Consider the following 16,418-nt stretch of genomic DNA (forward strand, 5'->3'; position numbering starts at 1 on the left):
CCCGCCGCACCCGCAAGACCGCGGCCACCGCCGAAACCGCGGTCGACACGGCCGAGGCCACCGAGGCCAAGCCCCGCCGCACCCGCAAGGCGACCGCGACCGCCGCGACCGTGGCCGACATCCCGGCGCAGGCCGCCGGGGAGCCGGAGGCGAAGCCGGCGGTCCGCCGGACCCGCAAGGCCGCGGCGACCGCCGAGGCGGGCGTGGACGCGGCCGAGGCGAAGCCGAGGGCGCGCCGCACGCGCAAGGCCGCGGCCGCCCCGGAGGCCGCGGAGAGCTGACCGCTCACGAGCGCGACGGCCCGGCCCCACGTCAGGTGGGACCGGGCCGTCGGCCGTCTCTCCCCCCTTCGCTGCCGTTTCCCCGAGCCGGTGCCCGCGGCCGGCCGCCCCCGAACCCGCGCGGAACCGCCCCTCCGCCTCCGCGGACCGCCCCTCCGTCTCCCGGCTCCCGCGCCCGGTAGCCTCAGCACATGAGCAGGCCACCGACCTTCACCCCGCCTCCCGGCGCCCGCGCGTACTCGCTGCGCACCGCCCGCGGGGAGTTCGCCGTCGTGGAGGCGCCCGCGGCGGACGGTGTCCCGCACAAGGGCACCGCGCTGCTGCTGCCCGGCTTCACCGGCAGCAAGGAGGACTTCAACCCGCTGCACGTGCCCCTGGCGGCCCGCGGCTACCGGACCGTCGCCGTGGACGGGCGGGGCCAGTTCGAGTCCGATGGCCCGGAACTGGACGAAGCCGCCTACGCGCAGGAGGAGTTGGCGCGGGACGTGCTCGCGCAGGCGGAGGCCGTCGGCGCCCCGCTGCACCTCGTCGGGCACTCCCTGGGCGGGCAGATCGCCCGGGCGGCGGTGCTGCTGGACCGCTCCCCCTTCCTTTCGCTCACCCTCATGTCCTCGGGTCCTGCCCACATCTCCCCCTCCCAGCAGCAGCGCGTGAAGCTGCTCCGGGACGCGCTCTCGGTGATGACCATGGCCGAGGTGTGGGAGGCGATCCAGGCCATGGAGCCGCCTGAGGAGACCGACACCGGCGAACTCGACTCCGGGCTGGACGACCAGGAGGACCTGCGCCGCCGCTGGCTGGGCACCAAGCCGGCGCAGTTGCTGTGCACCGGACGCCAGCTGTGCGTGGAGCCGGACCGCGTCGCGGAGCTGGCCGCCGTGCCGCTGCCGTTCCACGTGCTGTCGGGCGCCCGCGACGACACCTGGCCGGTGCCGCTGCTCGACGAGATGGCGCTGCGGCTGCGGGCCCGCCGGACGGTGATCCAGGGCGCCGAGCACTCCCCCAACACCGACCGGCCCCTGGAGACGGCCCACGCCTTCGCGGAGTTCTGGGACGAGGCGGCAGAAGACGGCGGTCGGGGCGGCCAGACGGCGTAAGGCTCCTAGTACAGCGCCCGCAGGTGTTCCCAGAAGCCGTCGCGCAGTGCGCGGCGCAGGTCGGCCTGGCCGCGCAGGGAGTACTGCAGCAGCCCCTCCGCCTCCACCAGCAGGTCCTGGTCCACGGAGCCGGGGAGGTAGGGGTGGCCGGGCAGCAGATCCACGAGCGACTCGCGGCCGCGTGCGGCGAGCCACTTCGCCGCGATCTGCGCGCCCACGAAGCGCACGTCCTCGCGGGTCGGCCGGGCCGCCGTGCTCTCGTAGGCGGGCGCCGCGCGCCGGGAGACGTACGGCTTGAAGAAGTCGAGGTCGAAGGTGCGCTGGCTGTCGACCTCCCAGAGCAGGGGCTCCGCCTGGTTGCGGCCCTCGGGCGCCTCGATGCCCCACAGGTGGACGCGGGCCCCGTACCCCTGGGCCGCCTCGACCGCCGACACCAGATCCTCGTCGCCGCCGAGGAGCGCCGCGTCGCTGATGGCGCGGTGCCGGGCGAGGGACTCCAGGTCGGAGCGGATGAGTGAGTCGACGCCCTTCTGCTGATTGTTGGCGTTGAGGTTGCCGAGGCGGACCTTCACGTCCGGCAGCTCGGCGATGCACTGCTGCTCGGCGGTGTGGATGCGGCGTCTGGCGCCGTCGTACCAGTAGACCCGCAGCAGTCGGCTGTCCGCGAAGATCGAGCGGGCGCGGTCGATGAACGCCTCGATCAGGCCCTCGGCGTCGAGGTCGAAGGCCCGGCGGTCCTCCGTGCCGGCGACCAGCCGCCCGGCGGCCGCGTACAGGTAGCCCGCGTCGACGAAGATCGCGTGCGTGGAGGGCGTCTTCGCCACCTCGGCGAGCATGCGCTGCAGCAGCTCGTTCGTGCGGTCGATGCGTGCGCTGAGCGCAGGGAGGTCGTCGTTCATCGCTTCCATTGTCCCGGCGGTCACGCTGCGAACACAACTGGTCCCGGTCAGTCTTCCGAGCGGGCATGAACAGACTCTTACCGGTCAGTAATTAGCTGTTCGAAAAATTTCCTTAGCCAAGGGAATGTTTGTAACACGCAGCCCGTTGAATACGTATGGAACAGGGGGCACCGACGCCTCGTGCGCCACCCACCCAGTAGTTCTCCTTCAGGAGGATGACCAGACGAAGGGAGAAGCCTGTGCGCTTCGAAATCATGCGACTCGACGAGGTCGACGGTACCCCCGTGGACAGCACCGTCGTGGACGCCGCCTCCGTCAACCGGATCGTTCAGCAGGCCGCCGCTGTCGGACAGCGCCTGTGGATCCGCCCGGCCGAGACCACGGCCTCATAACGCACGCGGATCACCGCGAGAGCTTCATTGCCCCCGTACGGCGCCGTGCCGTCCGGGGGCTCTGTCGTTCCGGTCAAGCGCCGCCGACCACCTGGGTGACGCCGTTGATGATCTGCTGCACGGCGATCGCGGAGAGCATCATGCCCGCGAGCCGCGTCACCAGGACCACGCCGCCGTCCTTGATGACCCGGATGATCAGCAGCGAGTAGCGCATGACCAGCCACAGCACGACGTGGATGGCGAGGATCGCCGACCACACCGACACCTGCGAGGCCACGCTGCCGGCCTTCTGCACGGCGAGGATGACGGAGACGATGGCGCCGGGGCCCGCCAGCAGCGGCATGCCCAGCGGCACGAGCGCCACGTTGACGTCCTTGGTCTGCTTCGGCTCGTCCGTCTTGCCGGTGAGCAGGTCGAGCGCGATCAGCAGGAGCAGCAGCCCGCCCGCGATCATCAGCGCGGGCACGGACACGTGCAGGTAGTCGAGGATCTGGTGGCCGAGGAGCCCGAAGACGACGATCACACCGCCCGCCACGCAGACGGCCTGCAAGGCCATCCGCTTCTGCACCTTGCCGGGGCGTCCGGCGGTCAGCGCGAGGAAGATCGGGGTGATCCCGGGGGGATCCATGATGACGAAGAGGGTGAGGAAGAGCGAGCCGAAGACAGCGGTGTCGAACATGGGGGCCTTGCGGGTGAGGGAGGAGCGGTGAACAGGGGTGACCGTGACAGCGGCCGTCAGCGTGAACGCGCGGCGGCCGTCGGCAGGAGAATGCGGCGGCCTTCCGCGTGAGCGTGTGTCGGCCGTCGGTGTGCGCGTGCCGGGCCGTCGGCGTGAGCGTGCGGCGCGGCGGCCGTAGGGCCTCAGGCCCCGCCGGTCCCCGGCACCGGGAAGGCGCCCGTCGCCCGCCGCGTGATCTCCCCGTACACCTCGGGATCCGTCAGGTGCTCCCCGAGCACGCACGTCTTGCGACTGCCGTGGTAGTCGCTGGACCCGGTCGTCAGCAGCCCCAACTCCTTGGCGAGGCCGCGCAGCCGCGCCCGGGTGTCCGGGTCGTGGTCCATGTGGTCGACCTCGATGCCGTCGAGCCCGGCGGCCGCCATCTCGGCGATCCTCGGCTCGGGCACCGTCCGGCCCCGCTTGCTGGCGCCCGGGTGCGCGAACACGGTGACTCCGCCGGCGGCCTTGACCAGCCGGATCGCCTCGAAGGGATCGGTCTCGTGCTTCTCGACGAAGGCCCGGCCGCCGTCGGCCAGCCAGTCCTGGGTGAAGGCGTCGCCGACGGTCGGTACGACACCGAGCTCGACGAGCGCGGAGGCGACGTGCGGCCGTCCGACGGAGCCGTCGCCGGCGATGCGCTTCACCTGCTCCCAGGTGACCGGCACGCCCAGCTCGTTCAGCTTGGCGACCATGCCCTTGGCCCGCGGCACCCGGTCGTCGCGCACCAGCTCGCGCTCGGCCAGCAGCGCCGGCTCCTCGGGGTCGAAGAGGTAGGCCAGCATGTGCATGGAGACGCCGTCGACGCGGCAGGACAGCTCGGCGCCGGTGACGAGGGTGAGTCCCTTGGGCAGCGCGGCGATCGCCTCGGCGTGTCCGCGGGTGGTGTCGTGGTCGGTCAGCGCGACGACGTCCAGACCGGCCGCGGCGGCGTTGCGCACCAGCTCGGCCGGGGTGTCCGTGCCGTCGGACGCGGTGGAGTGGGTGTGCAGGTCGATGCGCACGACGCGGACTCCAGGCGGTGACGGTACGGAAGATGACGCTCAAGGATAACCGGATTTCCGGACCGCTCTGTCACACCCGCAACCGCCGAGCGCCCCCTACAGCCAACGCACAGCGCAGCCCCAACCGGAACCTACGGTTTCAGCAGGCGCGGTGAGAGCGCCCCGCACGGCACCAGCTCCAGCTCGGCGCCCGCCTCGCGCAGATCCGTCAGCACCAGTTCGTCGTACAGCAGCAGTCCGGACTGCTCCGGCCACAGGACCGCCCACAGCCACATCCCGAGCGCCTCGCCCGCGAAGACCGCACGGTCGTCGGGGGTGTCGGCGACGTGCCAGAGCGGGGTGGGGCGGCCGGCGGCCAGGACCTTGGTCTCGGCCGGCTTCTCGACGTCCAGGTACGGGCCCGGGTCCGGGGCGTCGATGCCCGCGTACCGCGCGCCGAGGCCGACGCCGAGCTCCTCGGCGACGAGGATCAGCTCGCCCATCCCGCCGAGCGGGCCGGGGCCGGAGCAGGCCACCGCGGTGGCGCGGCCGCCGCTGCGGTCGTCGCCCGCGCAGGCCACCCCGGTGAACAGCCAGCCGACCGGCAGGGGCCACGGCATCCACACCGGCACCTGCGTGCGCTGCACCACGACGGTCAGGGCATCGACGCTGGGCGGGACCACGGGCTGCACCGGATGCACCGGCCCGTGCACCTCGCACTGCCAGGAATCGGCGAAGAGGCCGGGAGCCCTGACCCGGCCACCACACTTCGGGCAACTGGGTTCGCCCCTCATAGAGCCCCACGGTCCTACCCCTGCCCCGCCACGTCAAGGACGATCACCCGTCCGGATGGATCCGATCCCGGACAAAATTAGGTGCATCTTGCATTAATTAGCTTCGCTAACCTACTATGTGCAAATGCCAACTAATTCGACCCGGAGTGGGGGAAGCATGGACCCGTTCGACGCGGGAGCGGGCGGCATCCTGCGGCAGCCGAAGGCCGTATGGGCGACCGCCGGGGCGTCCGTCGTGGCGTTCATGGGCATCGGGCTCGTCGACCCGATCCTGCCGTCCATCGCCGCCGGACTGGAGGCCACGCCCAGCCAGGTCTCCCTCCTGTTCACCTCGTACTTCCTCATCACCGCGGTGGCGATGCTGCTCACCGGCTTCGTCTCCAGCCGCATCGGCGGCCGCCGGACGCTGCTGCTCGGCCTCGCGTTCGTGGTGGTGTTCGCCGGTCTCGCGGGCACCTCGCACTCGGTCGCCGAGCTGGTCGGCTTCCGCGCGGGCTGGGGCCTGGGCAACGCCCTGTTCGTCTCCACCGCCCTCGCGGTCATCGTCGGCGCGGCGGCCGGCGGCAGCGCCGCGGCGATCCTGCTGTACGAGTCGGCGCTCGGCCTCGGCATGGCGTGCGGCCCGCTGCTGGGCGCGCTGCTCGGCGACGCGAGCTGGCGCTACCCGTTCTTCGGCACGGCCTTCCTGATGGCGGTCGGCTTCCTGTGCATCACGGCGTTCCTGGGGGAACAGCCGAAGCCGGCCCGCAGGACCTCGCTGCTGGACCCGCTCAAGGCGCTCGGCCACGGCGGGCTCGCCTCCGCCGCGGTCTCGGCGTTCTTCGGGAGTGGACCGACCTGCACGTCCCGTTCGTGGTCGCGGCGGCCTCGGCGGTGCTGGGCGCGCTCGTCGTCCTCGTACGGCGGGGCGCGCTCACGCACGAAGCCGAAGAACTCGAGACACGGCACGCCACCGAGGACGGTGTCGCCGTCTTCGCCGACTGACCGACGTGGAACAGGCGACGGTGACCTTGCTCACTCCAGCGGGACGGACCTGCGGGACGGATCCCTCAGGTCCGTCCCGTTCGTCAGCCAGCGTTCCTGGAGGGCCTGGGCGCCGTGCACCCGCTTCCATGCGGCCTCGTTCGCCGTCATGGGCAGCAGCGGCAGGAACCGCACCGGGTCGAGGGGTTCGTCGAGTTCGAGGTCCTCGACCAGGCCGCCGGGCTCGGCCACCAGGACCGAGGTGAACGGCGCGCCCGGCCACAGCGGCTCACCGACGTCGAGAGAGGCCCCCGGCGCCACCACCACGCCCTCCACCTGCGGGGACGCGGCGAGCACGGCGAGCGGGCGCAGCACCTTGTCGGTGTCGGCGACGCCGGCGCGGACGGAGAGGACCAGCTCGGCGCGCGGCCCCCTGACGGGGTCGGCGACCACGGCCGTGGGGTCCGTCATCGGCTGCGCGGACATGCCGAGGGTGGCGTAGCGGACGACGTCCCCCTCGTGGAACCGGAGCACCTCGATGCGGTCCGTGCCGAGGAAGGTGACCGCGGCGCGCGCGTCCGGATCGCCCAGCGCGGTGCGCAACCGGGCCTCGACCAGAGGAAGAACATCAGCCATGCGGCGAGCATAGATCTCGTCAGGGCAGGGCAAAGCGGCGCCTTGACACTTGGGGCTGCTGCTAGTCTGGCCCGGTGGTTCGGGGCAGCACGCCGAAGCGTGGCTATCGGGTCCCGACGCCGATGGGATTCCCTCACGGGGGACCGGCCGGAGGAGGTGGGGCTGCGATGGACCGAAGTCGACCGTGCAGTACCACCCGCTCTTCCTGTCGTTGATGTAGCTGCTGCGCCTCCCGCCGGCTGCCGCCTCTCGCATTCGCGTCTTCATCACGGAAGAGCACTTCGTTTCGTCTTGCCTGATCTGTCTGATCTGCATCAGTAGCTGAATCAGCAGCGAAGCGCGCCACCGCGACGGTGCGGTGCTCCCCGCTTTGTGGACGTGCCAAACATCCTTCCCCTTTTCATTTCGGGGAGACGCGTTCAGGACGTCCTCATTCCGGGCAGTTCCACCCGTCGTCGCGGCCTCTCGCTGCTCGTGCGAAGGAGCCTGCCATGTCGATGATCCGCGACCTGCGTGCCGTGGTCCGCCCGTCCCGCCCTTCACTGCGCAAGGGTCCCGTGCGCATGGACAGCGGCCCGTACGACACCACGCGCGACCCCGGGACGCCCTCGGCCGTCGTCGACTGCGCCGTCTACCGCGACGGCGCCCGCGTGCAGACGCCGCAGCCGCTCACCCCGCACGAGGCGATGCGGCTGGTGCGCCGCGACGGCGGCTTCGTGTGGATCGGCCTGCACGAGCCGACCGAGGCCGAATTCGCCGGTATCGCCCGCGAGTTCGGGCTGCACCCGCTGGCCGTGGAGGACGCCGTCCAGGCCCACCAGCGGCCCAAGCTGGAGCGCTACGACGACTCCCTGTTCACGGTGTTCAAGACCATCCACTACCTCGACCACGACCAGCTCACCGCCACCAGCGAGGTCGTGGAGACCGGCGAGGTCATGTGCTTCACCGGCCGGGACTTCTTCATCACCGTCCGGCACGGCGGCCAGGGCTCGCTCCGGGCACTGCGCCACCGGCTCCAGGACGACCCCGAGCTGCTCGCCAAGGGGCCCTCGGCGGTGCTGCACGCGATCGCCGACCATGTCGTCGACGGCTACATCGCGGTCGCCGACGCGGTGCAGGACGACATCGACGAGGTCGAGACCGAGGTGTTCTCGCCGGGGCGGCGGGGCGGGGTCTCGCGCGGTGTGGACTCGGCGCGGATCTACCAGCTCAAGCGCGAGGTGCTGGAGTTCAAGCGGGCCGTCTCGCCGCTGCTGCGGCCCATGCAGCTGCTCAGCGAGCGGCCGATGCGGCTGATCGACCCCGACATCCAGAAGTACTTCCGGGACGTCGCCGACCACCTCGCCCGCGTGCAGGAGCAGGTCCTCGGCTTCGACGAACTGCTCAACTCGATCCTCCAGGCCAACCTCGCGCAGGCGTCCGTCGCCCAGAACGAGGACATGCGGAAGATCACCTCATGGGCCGCGATCATCGCCGTGCCGACGATGGTGTGCGGGGTGTACGGCATGAACTTCGAGCACATGCCCGAGCTGCACTGGCGCTACGGCTACCCGGTGATCATGATGATCACCGGCGTGATCTGCCTGGGGATCCACCGCACCCTCAAGCGCAACGGCTGGCTGTGAGGGCGCCTGGATAGGCTGGTCCCATGACAAGCGAGCTGCTGGAGCAGGCCCTCGTCGAGGAGGCCACCAAGAAGTCCGGCCTCATCTGGGTCCAGGGCCCCGGGGTCCCGGCCCGCGCGCTGTGGCACGTGTGGCACGAGGGCGCGGCGTGCGTGGTAGGCGACGGCCCGGGCGAGCAGCCGCTGCCGGGACTGGCCGACCAGGGCACCGCCGAGGTCACCGTGCGCAGCAAGGACAAGGGCGGCCGGCTGCTGACCTGGACGGCGAAGGTCGTGGAGCTCGCGTCCGGGTCCGAGGCGTGGGCGGCCGCGGTGGCCGAGCTGAAGGGCAAGCGGCTCAACGCGCCCGACGGGGAGGCCGTGCCGGAGCGCTGGGCGCGGGAGTGCCGGGTGCTGCGGCTGGAGCCGACGGGCGGGACGCTGCCGTTGCCCGACGGGAGTCTCGCCCGGGCCCCGCTGCCGTCGCCGGCCACGACACGGCAGCCGGCCCCCGCCGCGCTGCCGCGGCTGCTGGTGAAGCGGCGCAAGCGGAAGTAGCCGCGGCCAGGCGGCCGTCGACGCCCGTCACAGCCGACCGGCCGTCAGGGCGACGGCCGCCACCGTCTACCAGCCGTCAGGGCAACGGCCGCCACCGTCCACCGGCCGTCAGGGCAACACCCGTCAACGCCCATCAAAGCCCGTCAGTACCCGTCAACGCCCTTCAGGAGGACGGGAGTTGCCTGCCGTAGTCCACGGTCTCGCTCTTGTCCGGCTCGGTCAGGGTGAAGTTCGTGCCCCAGGCGGAGAAGGTCAGCGTCCCGGCGCCGCCCGCCCGGACCAGGCGGAGGGGGTAGGCCGTGCCCTGGAGGGAGACGTCCAGGGTGCCGCCGGAGCCGTCGTCGCCGGTGATCCGGATGGTGCGGACGCCCGCCTGCTGGTGGTGGCCGTCCTTGGCGAGCTTGCCGTGCAGCGTCAGCAGACCGTCGAGGAGGACGTCCTTGTCCGTGAAGCCGCTGAACTTCTGGTACGACGGGTCGCCCTTGGGCACCTTCACGTACTTGCCGTCGAGCTTGTCGGCCGCGGCCCCGTCCCCGCCGCCGTCCTGGTGGCTCCAGAAGTCCGCGTCAGCCTTCAAAAACAGCTGCTCGCCGACCCGCAGCAGCTTGAACGAGGCCCCCTTGGAGGTGACCGACCCGGTGGCGCCGTCGGACTTCAGACGCATGTCGATGCGGTAGGTGCGTCCGCTGGTGACCACGGTGCCGGAGAGGCGGACCGCGTCGGCGGACTCGGCGGCCTTCCGGGTCCGGGACTGGATCTGGTCGGCCGGCAGCTTGCCGACCCCGTTGGTGCCCGCGTCCGGGTCCTCACCGCATCCCGTGAGCAGTCCAGCCCCTGTCACGACCAGCGCGCACACCCCGCTCACCAGCACGATTCGGCGGGTACGGCCCTGGGGAGTCGCAGTCACAGGTGGGGCTGCCTTTCTGACGGGTCCTGAGCGGCGTACGGCAGCGTACCGGGGCGGTGGGCGGGCGGCGGAGCCGGTCCGTCCGGCCCCCCTGCCAGGACGTCTCCGATCGGGACGGGCTAGCCTGAAGCCCATTCGAGCGGGCAATTCGGAAAAGAGACACCGTACGAAACACCCACGGGAGAAGGAGGCGCGGCCATGGCAGGGGGTGCCCCCCGGATCTTCGTCTCGCACCTCGCCGACGTCGCCGCGTTCGACCCGAACGGCGACCTGGTGGGCCGGGTACGGGACCTGGTCGTGATGCTGCGCGTCGGGCGGCGGCCCCCGCGGCTGCTCGGGATGGTCGTCGAACTGCCCACCCGGCGCCGGATCTTCCTGCCCATGACGCGGGTGACCGGCATCGAGTCCGGCCAGATCATCACCACCGGCGTGCTCAACGTCCGCCGCTTCGAGCAGCGCCCCACCGAACGCCTGGTCTTCGGCGACCTCCTCGACCGGCGTGTGACGCTGACCGAGACCGGCGAGGAGGTCACCGTCCTCGACCTGTCGGTGCGGCAGCTGCCGGCCCGCCGGGACTGGGAGATCGACCGCGTCTTCGTGCGCAGGGGCAAGGCGGGCGGCGCCTTCCGGCGCGGCAAGGGCGAGACGCTGACCGTGGAGTGGTCCGCGGTCACCGGCTTCTCCCTGGAGGAGCACGGGCAGGGCGCCGAGAACCTCCTCGCCACCTTCGAGCAGCTGCGCCCCGCCGACCTCGCCAACGTGCTGCACCACCTCTCCGCCAAGCGCCGCGCCGAGGTCGCCGCAGCCCTCGACGACGACCGCCTGGCCGACGTGCTCGAGGAACTGCCGGAGGACGACCAGATCGAGATCCTCGGCAAGCTGAAGGAGGAACGCGCCGCCGACGTGCTGGAGGCGATGGACCCGGACGACGCGGCCGACCTGCTCTCCGAACTGCCGGAGGAGGACCAGGAACGGCTGCTGAGCCTGATGCAGCCCGCCGACGCGGCCGACATGCGGCGCCTGATGTCGTACGAGGAGCACACCGCGGGGGGTCTGATGACGACCGAGCCGATCGTGCTGCGCCCCGACGCCACGGTCGCCGACGCGCTCGCCCGGGTCCGCAACCCCGACCTGTCCCCCGCGCTCGCCGCCCAGGTCTACGTCTGCCGCCCGCCCGACGACACCCCGACCGGCAAGTACCTCGGCACCGTCCACTTCCAGCGCATGCTGCGCGAGCCGCCCTACACCCTGGTCAGCTCCATCGTCGACACGGACCTGCAGCCCCTCGTCCCCGAGGCGGCCCTGCCGGTGGTCGCCGGGTTCTTCGCGACGTACGACATGGTCTCGGCGCCCGTGGTGGACGAGGCCGGGTCGCTGCTGGGCGCGGTGACCGTCGACGACGTCCTGGACCACATGCTGCCCGAGGACTGGCGGGAGACCGAGTTCCACCTCGGCGGCGACGAGGGCGCGCAGGGGGTGGCCCGTGACTCCTGAGCGCGAGGGGACCCGCGAACGCGCCGCGGCGGGGGCGACGGCGGCCGGCCGCGCCCGCCCCCGCCTGGACCAGCCGCGGCCGCGGCGCCGCCGGTTCCTGCCCGAATGGGACCCGGAGGCCTTCGGCCGCCTCTCGGAGCGCATCGCGCGCTTCCTCGGCACCGGCCGGTTCATCGTCTGGATGACGTTCGTCATCGTGCTGTGGGTGGTGTGGAACGTGAGCGCGCCGCGCGAGCTGCGCTTCGACGAGTACCCGTTCATCTTCCTGACCCTGATGCTGTCCCTGCAGGCCTCCTACGCCGCCCCGCTGATCCTGCTGGCGCAGAACCGGCAGGACGACCGCGACCGGGTCAACCTCGAACAGGACCGCAAACAGAACGAGCGGTCGATCGCGGACACCGAGTACCTGACCCGCGAGATCGCCGCCCTGCGCATCGGCCTGGGCGAGGTCGCCACCCGTGACTGGATGCGCTCCGAACTGCAGGACCTGTTCAAGGAACTGGACGGCAGGCGGGACGGCCACCACGAACCCGCCGTATTCCCGGCAGAACGGTCGCACGGACGTGACGTAGACGACCGGTGACGGGCGTGCCGGGGCCCCCGCGCGGCGCCGTACCATCGTCCTTATGGCTAGCGAAGACGCGGTGCGCGAAGCACTGGCGACGGTGAACGACCCCGAGATCAACCGCCCCATCACCGAGCTGGGGATGGTCAAATCGGTGGAGATCGGCGCGGACGGAGCGGTCGCGGTCACCGTGTACCTGACGGTCTCCGGCTGCCCCATGCGCGAGACGATCACGCAGCGCGTGACGGAGGCGGTCTCCCGCGTCGAGGGCGTCACGCGCGTCGACGTCTCGCTCGACGTGATGAGCGACGAGCAGCGCAGGGAGCTGGCGAGCGCGCTGCGCGGCGGCCAAGCCGAGCGCGAGGTCCCCTTCGCCAAGCCCGGCTCGCTCACCCGCGTGTACGCGGTGGCGTCCGGCAAGGGCGGCGTCGGCAAGTCGTCGGTCACGGTGAACCTGGCGGCGGCGATGGCGGCGGACGGCCTGAAGGTCGGTGTCGTCGACGCCGACATCTACGGCCACAGCGTGCCGCGCATGCTGGGCGTCGACGGCCGGCCGACCCAGGTCGAGAACATGATCATGCCGCCGTCCGCGAACGGCGTGAAGGTCATCTCCATCGGCATGTTCACCCCGGGCAACGCCCCGGTCGTGTGGCGCGGCCCGATGCTCCACCGCGCGCTCCAGCAGTTCCTGGCGGACGTGTACTGGGGCGACCTGGACGTGCTGCTGCTCGACCTCCCGCCGGGCACCGGCGACATCGCGATCTCCGTGGCCCAGCTGGTGCCCAACGCCGAGATCCTGGTCGTCACCACCCCGCAGCAGGCCGCCGCCGAGGTGGCCGAGCGGGCCGGCGCCATCGCCGTGCAGACCCACCAGAAGATCGTCGGCGTGGTCGAGAACATGTCCGGCCTGCCCTGCCCGCACTGCGGCGAGATGGTCGACGTCTTCGGCACGGGCGGCGGCCAGGCGGTCGCCGACGGTCTCACCCGCACGACGGGCGCGAACGTCCCGGTCCTCGGCAGCATCCCCATCGACGTCCGCCTGCGCGAGGGCGGCGACGAGGGCAAGCCGGTCGTGCTGACCGACCCGGACTCCCCGGCGGGCGCGGCGCTGCGGGGCATCGCCGGGAAGCTGGGCGGACGGCAGCGCGGGCTGGCCGGGCTGTCGCTCGGGCTCACGCCGAAGAACAAGTTCTGAGCGCGCGGTCGGTTCCGGGACCGCCGCGACGGCGGGGCCGGTCCCACGACCGTCGCCATGGCCTCGGGGGCGCCGTCCGGTGCGGTGGCGCCCCCTTCGCCGTCCCCGTCAGGCGTAGGCGGCGATGTCCTTGATCATGGCGAAGCCGAGCCCGTAGGCGCTCATGCCCCTGCCGTACGCGCCCAGGTGCACGCCTTCCTGCGTGGACCCGGCGAGCACCCAGCCGAACTCGGACTCGCGGTAGTGGAACGGCGTGGGAACCCCGTCGACGGGCAGGGAGAGCATCGACCACTCGGGGCCGGCCAGGTCGTCGGCCAGCGCCCACGCCGTCTCCGTCTGCTGCTCCAGCCAGTCGTCGCGCAGGCTGTGGTCCATCTGGCCGGGCCAGGTGAAGGACAGCAGCCCCACCCCGGCCAGCCACGCCGCCGAGGACACCGACGTGGCCTCCAGCAGCCCCGTGCCGTCGGCGCTGCGCCGGGACGGGTTCGCCGCGACGGTCACCACGACCGCGAACCGCTCCTTGGGGTCGTCGGACGCCCCGGCCGCGTACTCGTTCTTCACGGAGGGCTCGTCGCCGTGCCCGATCGAACCGTGCTCGACGGCCCCGTCGGCCGCCGTACCGACCTGCATCAGCCAGCGCGGCCCCGTGAACGCCTCGTCGAGGCCGTACCACGGGAAGGGCGCCAGCAGGTAGCCGTCGACCGTACGCCGGGCGGAGGGGACCTGTTGTCCGCCCTCCGCGGCCGGCGCCTGCGCGACTGCCCGACTCGTCGTCTCCATGTGCCCGGACGCCTCCTCGCTCTCGTCGGACCGGAGCTGCCCGCCCCCCTTCGGGCGGCGTTGCTCTTTCGCATCCGGCCCGCGCAACAACTCGGCAGCATATCCACCCCGCCGGGAGCAGCCGGGAAAGCGCCCGGCGCGTGAGCCGCCGAGACGGCATGATCAAGCCGTCCGGGCGCCTCCGCGGGGTATGAAACGCGTCACGTGCGACGGGTGTGACCAGCGGCGACGCGGGTCGGGACTCAGGTGGCGTCGGCGTCGAACGGCGGGCGGTCGTCGGCCTCGGGCTTCTTGACCATGTCGACGCGTCCGGCGGCCGACGGGGCAGCGGACGGAGCGGAGGACGGCGCGGGGTCGCTGTCGCGGCTGTGGACGGCGTCCGTGACCTCGGCCATCTCCTTCTTCAGGTCGAAGCCGTTGCGGATCTCCTTCAGCCCCAGGTCGTCGGTGTCCAGGTGCTTGCGGATGAACGTCTTGGGGTTCAGGTCCTCGAACTCGAAGTCCTTGAACTCCGGGCCCAGTTCCTGCCGGATGTCGTGCTTGGCGCTCTCCGAGAACTCACGGATCTTGCGGACGGTCCGCATGACGTCCTGGATGACCTTCGGGAGCTTGTCCGGACCGAAGACGAGCACGGCGAGGACAACGAGCGTGACCAGCTCGAGCGGTCCTATGTCATTGAACACCTGAAGCTCCTCGCCATCTCCTCGGTCCTCGGCCCTCGGTGGTCTGTGCGGGTCTTCCGTGGTCCGGGCCGGGTCCACGGTACCCGGCGATCTGGTACGACCGGTACCGCCCCGAGGACTCCGAGTTGTCCACGTGGCGGTTTTTCGGGGTCGTTGGTCAAGCGAAGGTCATGGGGGGACCGGGGCGGGGTCCTCGTCCATGAGGTTGCTGTCAATTTCCGCCCGAGGACCCGAGCACGAGAGGGACCTTCCTGGTGATCCCGTCCCGCCGCACGGTCAGTTCCAACCGGTCGCCGGGGCGGTGGGCCCGTATCTTGACGATCAGTTCCTCGCCGGAGTGGACGCGCTGGCCGTCGACCTCGGTGATGACGTCGCCCGGCTCGATGCCGGCCTTGTCGCCGGGACCGCCCGTGTTGACGGCGGGGCCGCCGCCGCTGCCCTTGGTGCCGACGCGGGCGCCGTCGCCCGTGTAGTCCATGTCGAGGGTGACGCCGATGACGGGGTGGGTCGCCTTGCCGGTGTTGATCAGCTCCTCGGCGACGCGTTTGGCCTGGTTGACGGGGATGGCGAAACCGAGCCCGATCGAGCCGGCCTGGCCGCCGGCCGGCTCCGAGCCGCTGTCGGCGGAACGGATGGCGGAGTTGATGCCGATGACGCGGGCCTTCGAGTCGAGCAGCGGCCCGCCGGAGTTGCCCGGATTGATGGGGGCGTCGGTCTGCAGCGCGTCGACGTACGACACGTCGCTGCCGTCCCCGCTCTCCCCGCCGGCCGTGATGGGCCGCTCCTTGGCGCTGATGATGCCGGAGGTGACGGTGTTCTCCAGGTCGAAGGGCGCGCCGATGGCGACGACGGGGTCGCCGACCTGGACGTTGTCGGAGTTGCCGAGGGGCATCGGCTTGAGGCCGCTCACGCCCTCCACCCGGACGACGGCGAGGTCGTAGCCGCTGTCCCGGCCGACGACGGTGGCCTTGGCGGTGTCGCCGCTGCTGAAGGTCACGGATATCCGGCCGCCGGAGCCGGCGGGCTGGACGACGTGGTTGTTGGTGAGGATGTGTCCCTGCGCGTCGAGCACGAAGCCGGTGCCGGTGCCGGACTCCTCCTGGCCGGTCACGTGCAGGGTCACCACGCTGGGCAGGGCCCGGGCGGCGATCCCGGCCACGCTGTCCGGAGCGCGCCCGGCGGGCTCCTTCCCGGCCTGCGGCAGCTCTATGTCGCCCACGCCGCCGTTGCGCTCGAGATACGAGCCGAGGGCGCCGCCGACACCGCCCGACACGAGCGCGAGCACCAGGGCCCCGGCCACCAGCCCCTTCCGGACCCGCCGGGGCCGCGGGGCGCCGGCGTGCTGAAGGGGCGCGACGGCCCAGGGGTCGTAGTTCCGCCAAGGAGCCGCGTGCGGGGCCTCGACACCGGGGGTCACCGCCGAGTGCGGGACGGGGGCGGAGGCGGCCGGGAGGGGCGCCGTGGGGGCGTGCGCGGCGGGCGGCACGGGGGCGGCAGGGCCGGGCGGCACGGGGGCGTGCGCGGCTACGGGCACGCCGGGTGCCGCAGAGGCGTGAGCGGCGGGCGGCACGGGGACGTGCGCGGCGGGCGCCGCGGAGGCAGCGGGGCCGGGCGCCGTGGGGGCGTGCGCGGCGGGCGGCACGGGGGCGGCCGGGCCGGGCGGCACGGGGACGTGCGCGGCTACGGGCACGCCGGGTGCCGCAGAGGCGTGAGCGGCGGGCGCCGCGGGGACGTGCGCGGCGGGCGGCACGGGGGCGGCCGGGCCGGGCGATGCGGGGGCGTGCGCGGCTACGGGCACGCCGGGTGCCGCAGAGGCGTGAGCGGCGGGCGCCGCGGGGACGTGCGCGGCGGGCGGCACGGGGGCGGCCGGGCCGGG

17 protein-coding genes and 2 pseudogenes are annotated in these 16,418 nt (G+C 72.3%); 10 read left to right on the plus strand and 9 right to left on the minus strand.

Features of this window, described 5'->3' with window-relative positions; all coding sequences use genetic code 11:
* Both ACZ5GT_RS08070 and ACZ5GT_RS08075 read left to right on the plus strand, forming a co-directional pair.
* Positions 1-281: pseudogene (locus ACZ5GT_RS08070) on the plus strand (DEAD/DEAH box helicase); the annotation flags it as partial.
* Positions 282-472: 191 nt separating this feature from the next.
* Complete coding sequence (locus tag ACZ5GT_RS08075) at positions 473-1,375, plus strand: alpha/beta fold hydrolase (RefSeq protein ID WP_469016657.1); 903 nt, start codon at positions 473-475, stop codon at positions 1,373-1,375.
* Between the two features lie 5 nt (positions 1,376-1,380).
* On the opposite strand, the gene ACZ5GT_RS08080 is transcribed toward ACZ5GT_RS08075, so the two are convergent.
* Positions 1,381-2,274 carry an NYN domain-containing protein gene (locus ACZ5GT_RS08080; RefSeq protein WP_469016661.1) on the minus strand — a complete coding sequence of 298 codons (894 nt, stop codon included), beginning with the start codon at positions 2,272-2,274 and terminating at the stop codon, positions 1,381-1,383.
* A gap of 239 nt (positions 2,275-2,513) precedes the next feature.
* Here ACZ5GT_RS08080 and ACZ5GT_RS08085 point away from each other — a divergent pair, with 239 nt between their 5' ends.
* The gene (locus ACZ5GT_RS08085) at positions 2,514-2,666 is read left to right on the plus strand and encodes a hypothetical protein (protein WP_469016666.1); all 153 of its coding nucleotides are present in this window, start codon (positions 2,514-2,516) and stop codon (positions 2,664-2,666) included.
* Positions 2,667-2,739: 73 nt separating this feature from the next.
* Here the strand turns inward: ACZ5GT_RS08085 and ACZ5GT_RS08090 are convergent, their stop codons facing one another.
* From ACZ5GT_RS08090 to ACZ5GT_RS08100, 3 genes are all read right to left on the minus strand, one after another.
* Complete coding sequence (locus ACZ5GT_RS08090; RefSeq protein ID WP_469016669.1) at positions 2,740-3,345, minus strand: MarC family protein; 606 nt, start codon at positions 3,343-3,345, stop codon at positions 2,740-2,742.
* Between the two features lie 182 nt (positions 3,346-3,527).
* Positions 3,528-4,385, minus strand: a complete 858-nt coding sequence (locus tag ACZ5GT_RS08095) for a PHP domain-containing protein (RefSeq protein ID WP_469016672.1) — start codon at positions 4,383-4,385, stop codon at positions 3,528-3,530.
* A gap of 131 nt (positions 4,386-4,516) precedes the next feature.
* Entirely contained in the window at positions 4,517-5,158 is a 642-nt protein-coding gene (locus ACZ5GT_RS08100) for a DUF6758 family protein (RefSeq protein ID WP_469016678.1), read from the minus strand.
* A 157-nt stretch (positions 5,159-5,315) separates the two neighbouring features.
* On the opposite strand from ACZ5GT_RS08100, the pseudogene ACZ5GT_RS08105 reads away from it, so the two are divergent.
* Both ACZ5GT_RS08105 and ACZ5GT_RS08110 read left to right on the plus strand, forming a co-directional pair.
* Positions 5,316-5,981: pseudogene (locus ACZ5GT_RS08105) on the plus strand (MFS transporter); the annotation flags it as partial.
* A gap of 29 nt (positions 5,982-6,010) precedes the next feature.
* Positions 6,011-6,142: a hypothetical protein gene (locus ACZ5GT_RS08110; RefSeq protein WP_469017018.1), complete on the plus strand. Its 132-nt coding sequence runs from the start codon at positions 6,011-6,013 to the stop codon at positions 6,140-6,142.
* A 30-nt stretch (positions 6,143-6,172) separates the two neighbouring features.
* On the opposite strand, the gene ACZ5GT_RS08115 is transcribed toward ACZ5GT_RS08110, so the two are convergent.
* The gene (locus tag ACZ5GT_RS08115; protein ID WP_469016683.1) at positions 6,173-6,757 is read right to left on the minus strand and encodes a suppressor of fused domain protein; all 585 of its coding nucleotides are present in this window, start codon (positions 6,755-6,757) and stop codon (positions 6,173-6,175) included.
* Between the two features lie 491 nt (positions 6,758-7,248).
* Here ACZ5GT_RS08115 and ACZ5GT_RS08120 point away from each other — a divergent pair, with 491 nt between their 5' ends.
* Positions 7,249-8,382 carry a magnesium and cobalt transport protein CorA gene (locus ACZ5GT_RS08120; RefSeq protein WP_469016690.1) on the plus strand — a complete coding sequence of 378 codons (1,134 nt, stop codon included), beginning with the start codon at positions 7,249-7,251 and terminating at the stop codon, positions 8,380-8,382.
* A gap of 23 nt (positions 8,383-8,405) precedes the next feature.
* Positions 8,406-8,918, plus strand: a complete 513-nt coding sequence (locus tag ACZ5GT_RS08125; protein WP_469016695.1) for a hypothetical protein — start codon at positions 8,406-8,408, stop codon at positions 8,916-8,918.
* A 163-nt stretch (positions 8,919-9,081) separates the two neighbouring features.
* Here ACZ5GT_RS08125 and ACZ5GT_RS08130 read toward each other — a convergent pair whose 3' ends face one another.
* On the minus strand, positions 9,082-9,825 hold the full coding sequence (locus tag ACZ5GT_RS08130) for a hypothetical protein (protein ID WP_469016700.1): 744 nt from the start codon (positions 9,823-9,825) through the stop codon (positions 9,082-9,084).
* 198 nt (positions 9,826-10,023) lie between these two features.
* On the opposite strand from ACZ5GT_RS08130, the gene ACZ5GT_RS08135 reads away from it, so the two are divergent.
* The 3 genes from ACZ5GT_RS08135 to ACZ5GT_RS08145 are packed head-to-tail and all read left to right on the plus strand — an operon-like array spanning position 10,024 to position 13,079.
* Positions 10,024-11,319, plus strand: a complete 1,296-nt coding sequence (locus ACZ5GT_RS08135; RefSeq protein WP_469016705.1) for a magnesium transporter MgtE N-terminal domain-containing protein — start codon at positions 10,024-10,026, stop codon at positions 11,317-11,319.
* Entirely contained in the window at positions 11,309-11,902 is a 594-nt protein-coding gene (locus ACZ5GT_RS08140; protein WP_469016712.1) for a DUF1003 domain-containing protein, read from the plus strand. The genes ACZ5GT_RS08135 and ACZ5GT_RS08140 overlap by 11 nt, the downstream gene beginning before the upstream one ends.
* A gap of 43 nt (positions 11,903-11,945) precedes the next feature.
* On the plus strand, positions 11,946-13,079 hold the full coding sequence (locus ACZ5GT_RS08145) for an Mrp/NBP35 family ATP-binding protein (RefSeq protein WP_360741687.1): 1,134 nt from the start codon (positions 11,946-11,948) through the stop codon (positions 13,077-13,079).
* Positions 13,080-13,187: 108 nt separating this feature from the next.
* Here the strand turns inward: ACZ5GT_RS08145 and ACZ5GT_RS08150 are convergent, their stop codons facing one another.
* From ACZ5GT_RS08150 to ACZ5GT_RS08160, 3 genes are all read right to left on the minus strand, one after another.
* Positions 13,188-13,859, minus strand: a complete 672-nt coding sequence (locus ACZ5GT_RS08150) for a hypothetical protein (RefSeq protein WP_469016720.1) — start codon at positions 13,857-13,859, stop codon at positions 13,188-13,190.
* Between the two features lie 242 nt (positions 13,860-14,101).
* Positions 14,102-14,542, minus strand: coding sequence for a sec-independent translocase (locus ACZ5GT_RS08155; RefSeq protein ID WP_469016725.1), 441 nt, complete (start codon positions 14,540-14,542; stop codon positions 14,102-14,104).
* A 211-nt stretch (positions 14,543-14,753) separates the two neighbouring features.
* Positions 14,754-16,418 (minus strand): S1C family serine protease (locus ACZ5GT_RS08160; protein ID WP_469016728.1); only part of this gene is annotated, 1,665 nt, incomplete at its 5' end.

Source organism: Streptomyces sp. NPDC031340 (assembly GCF_055569945.1).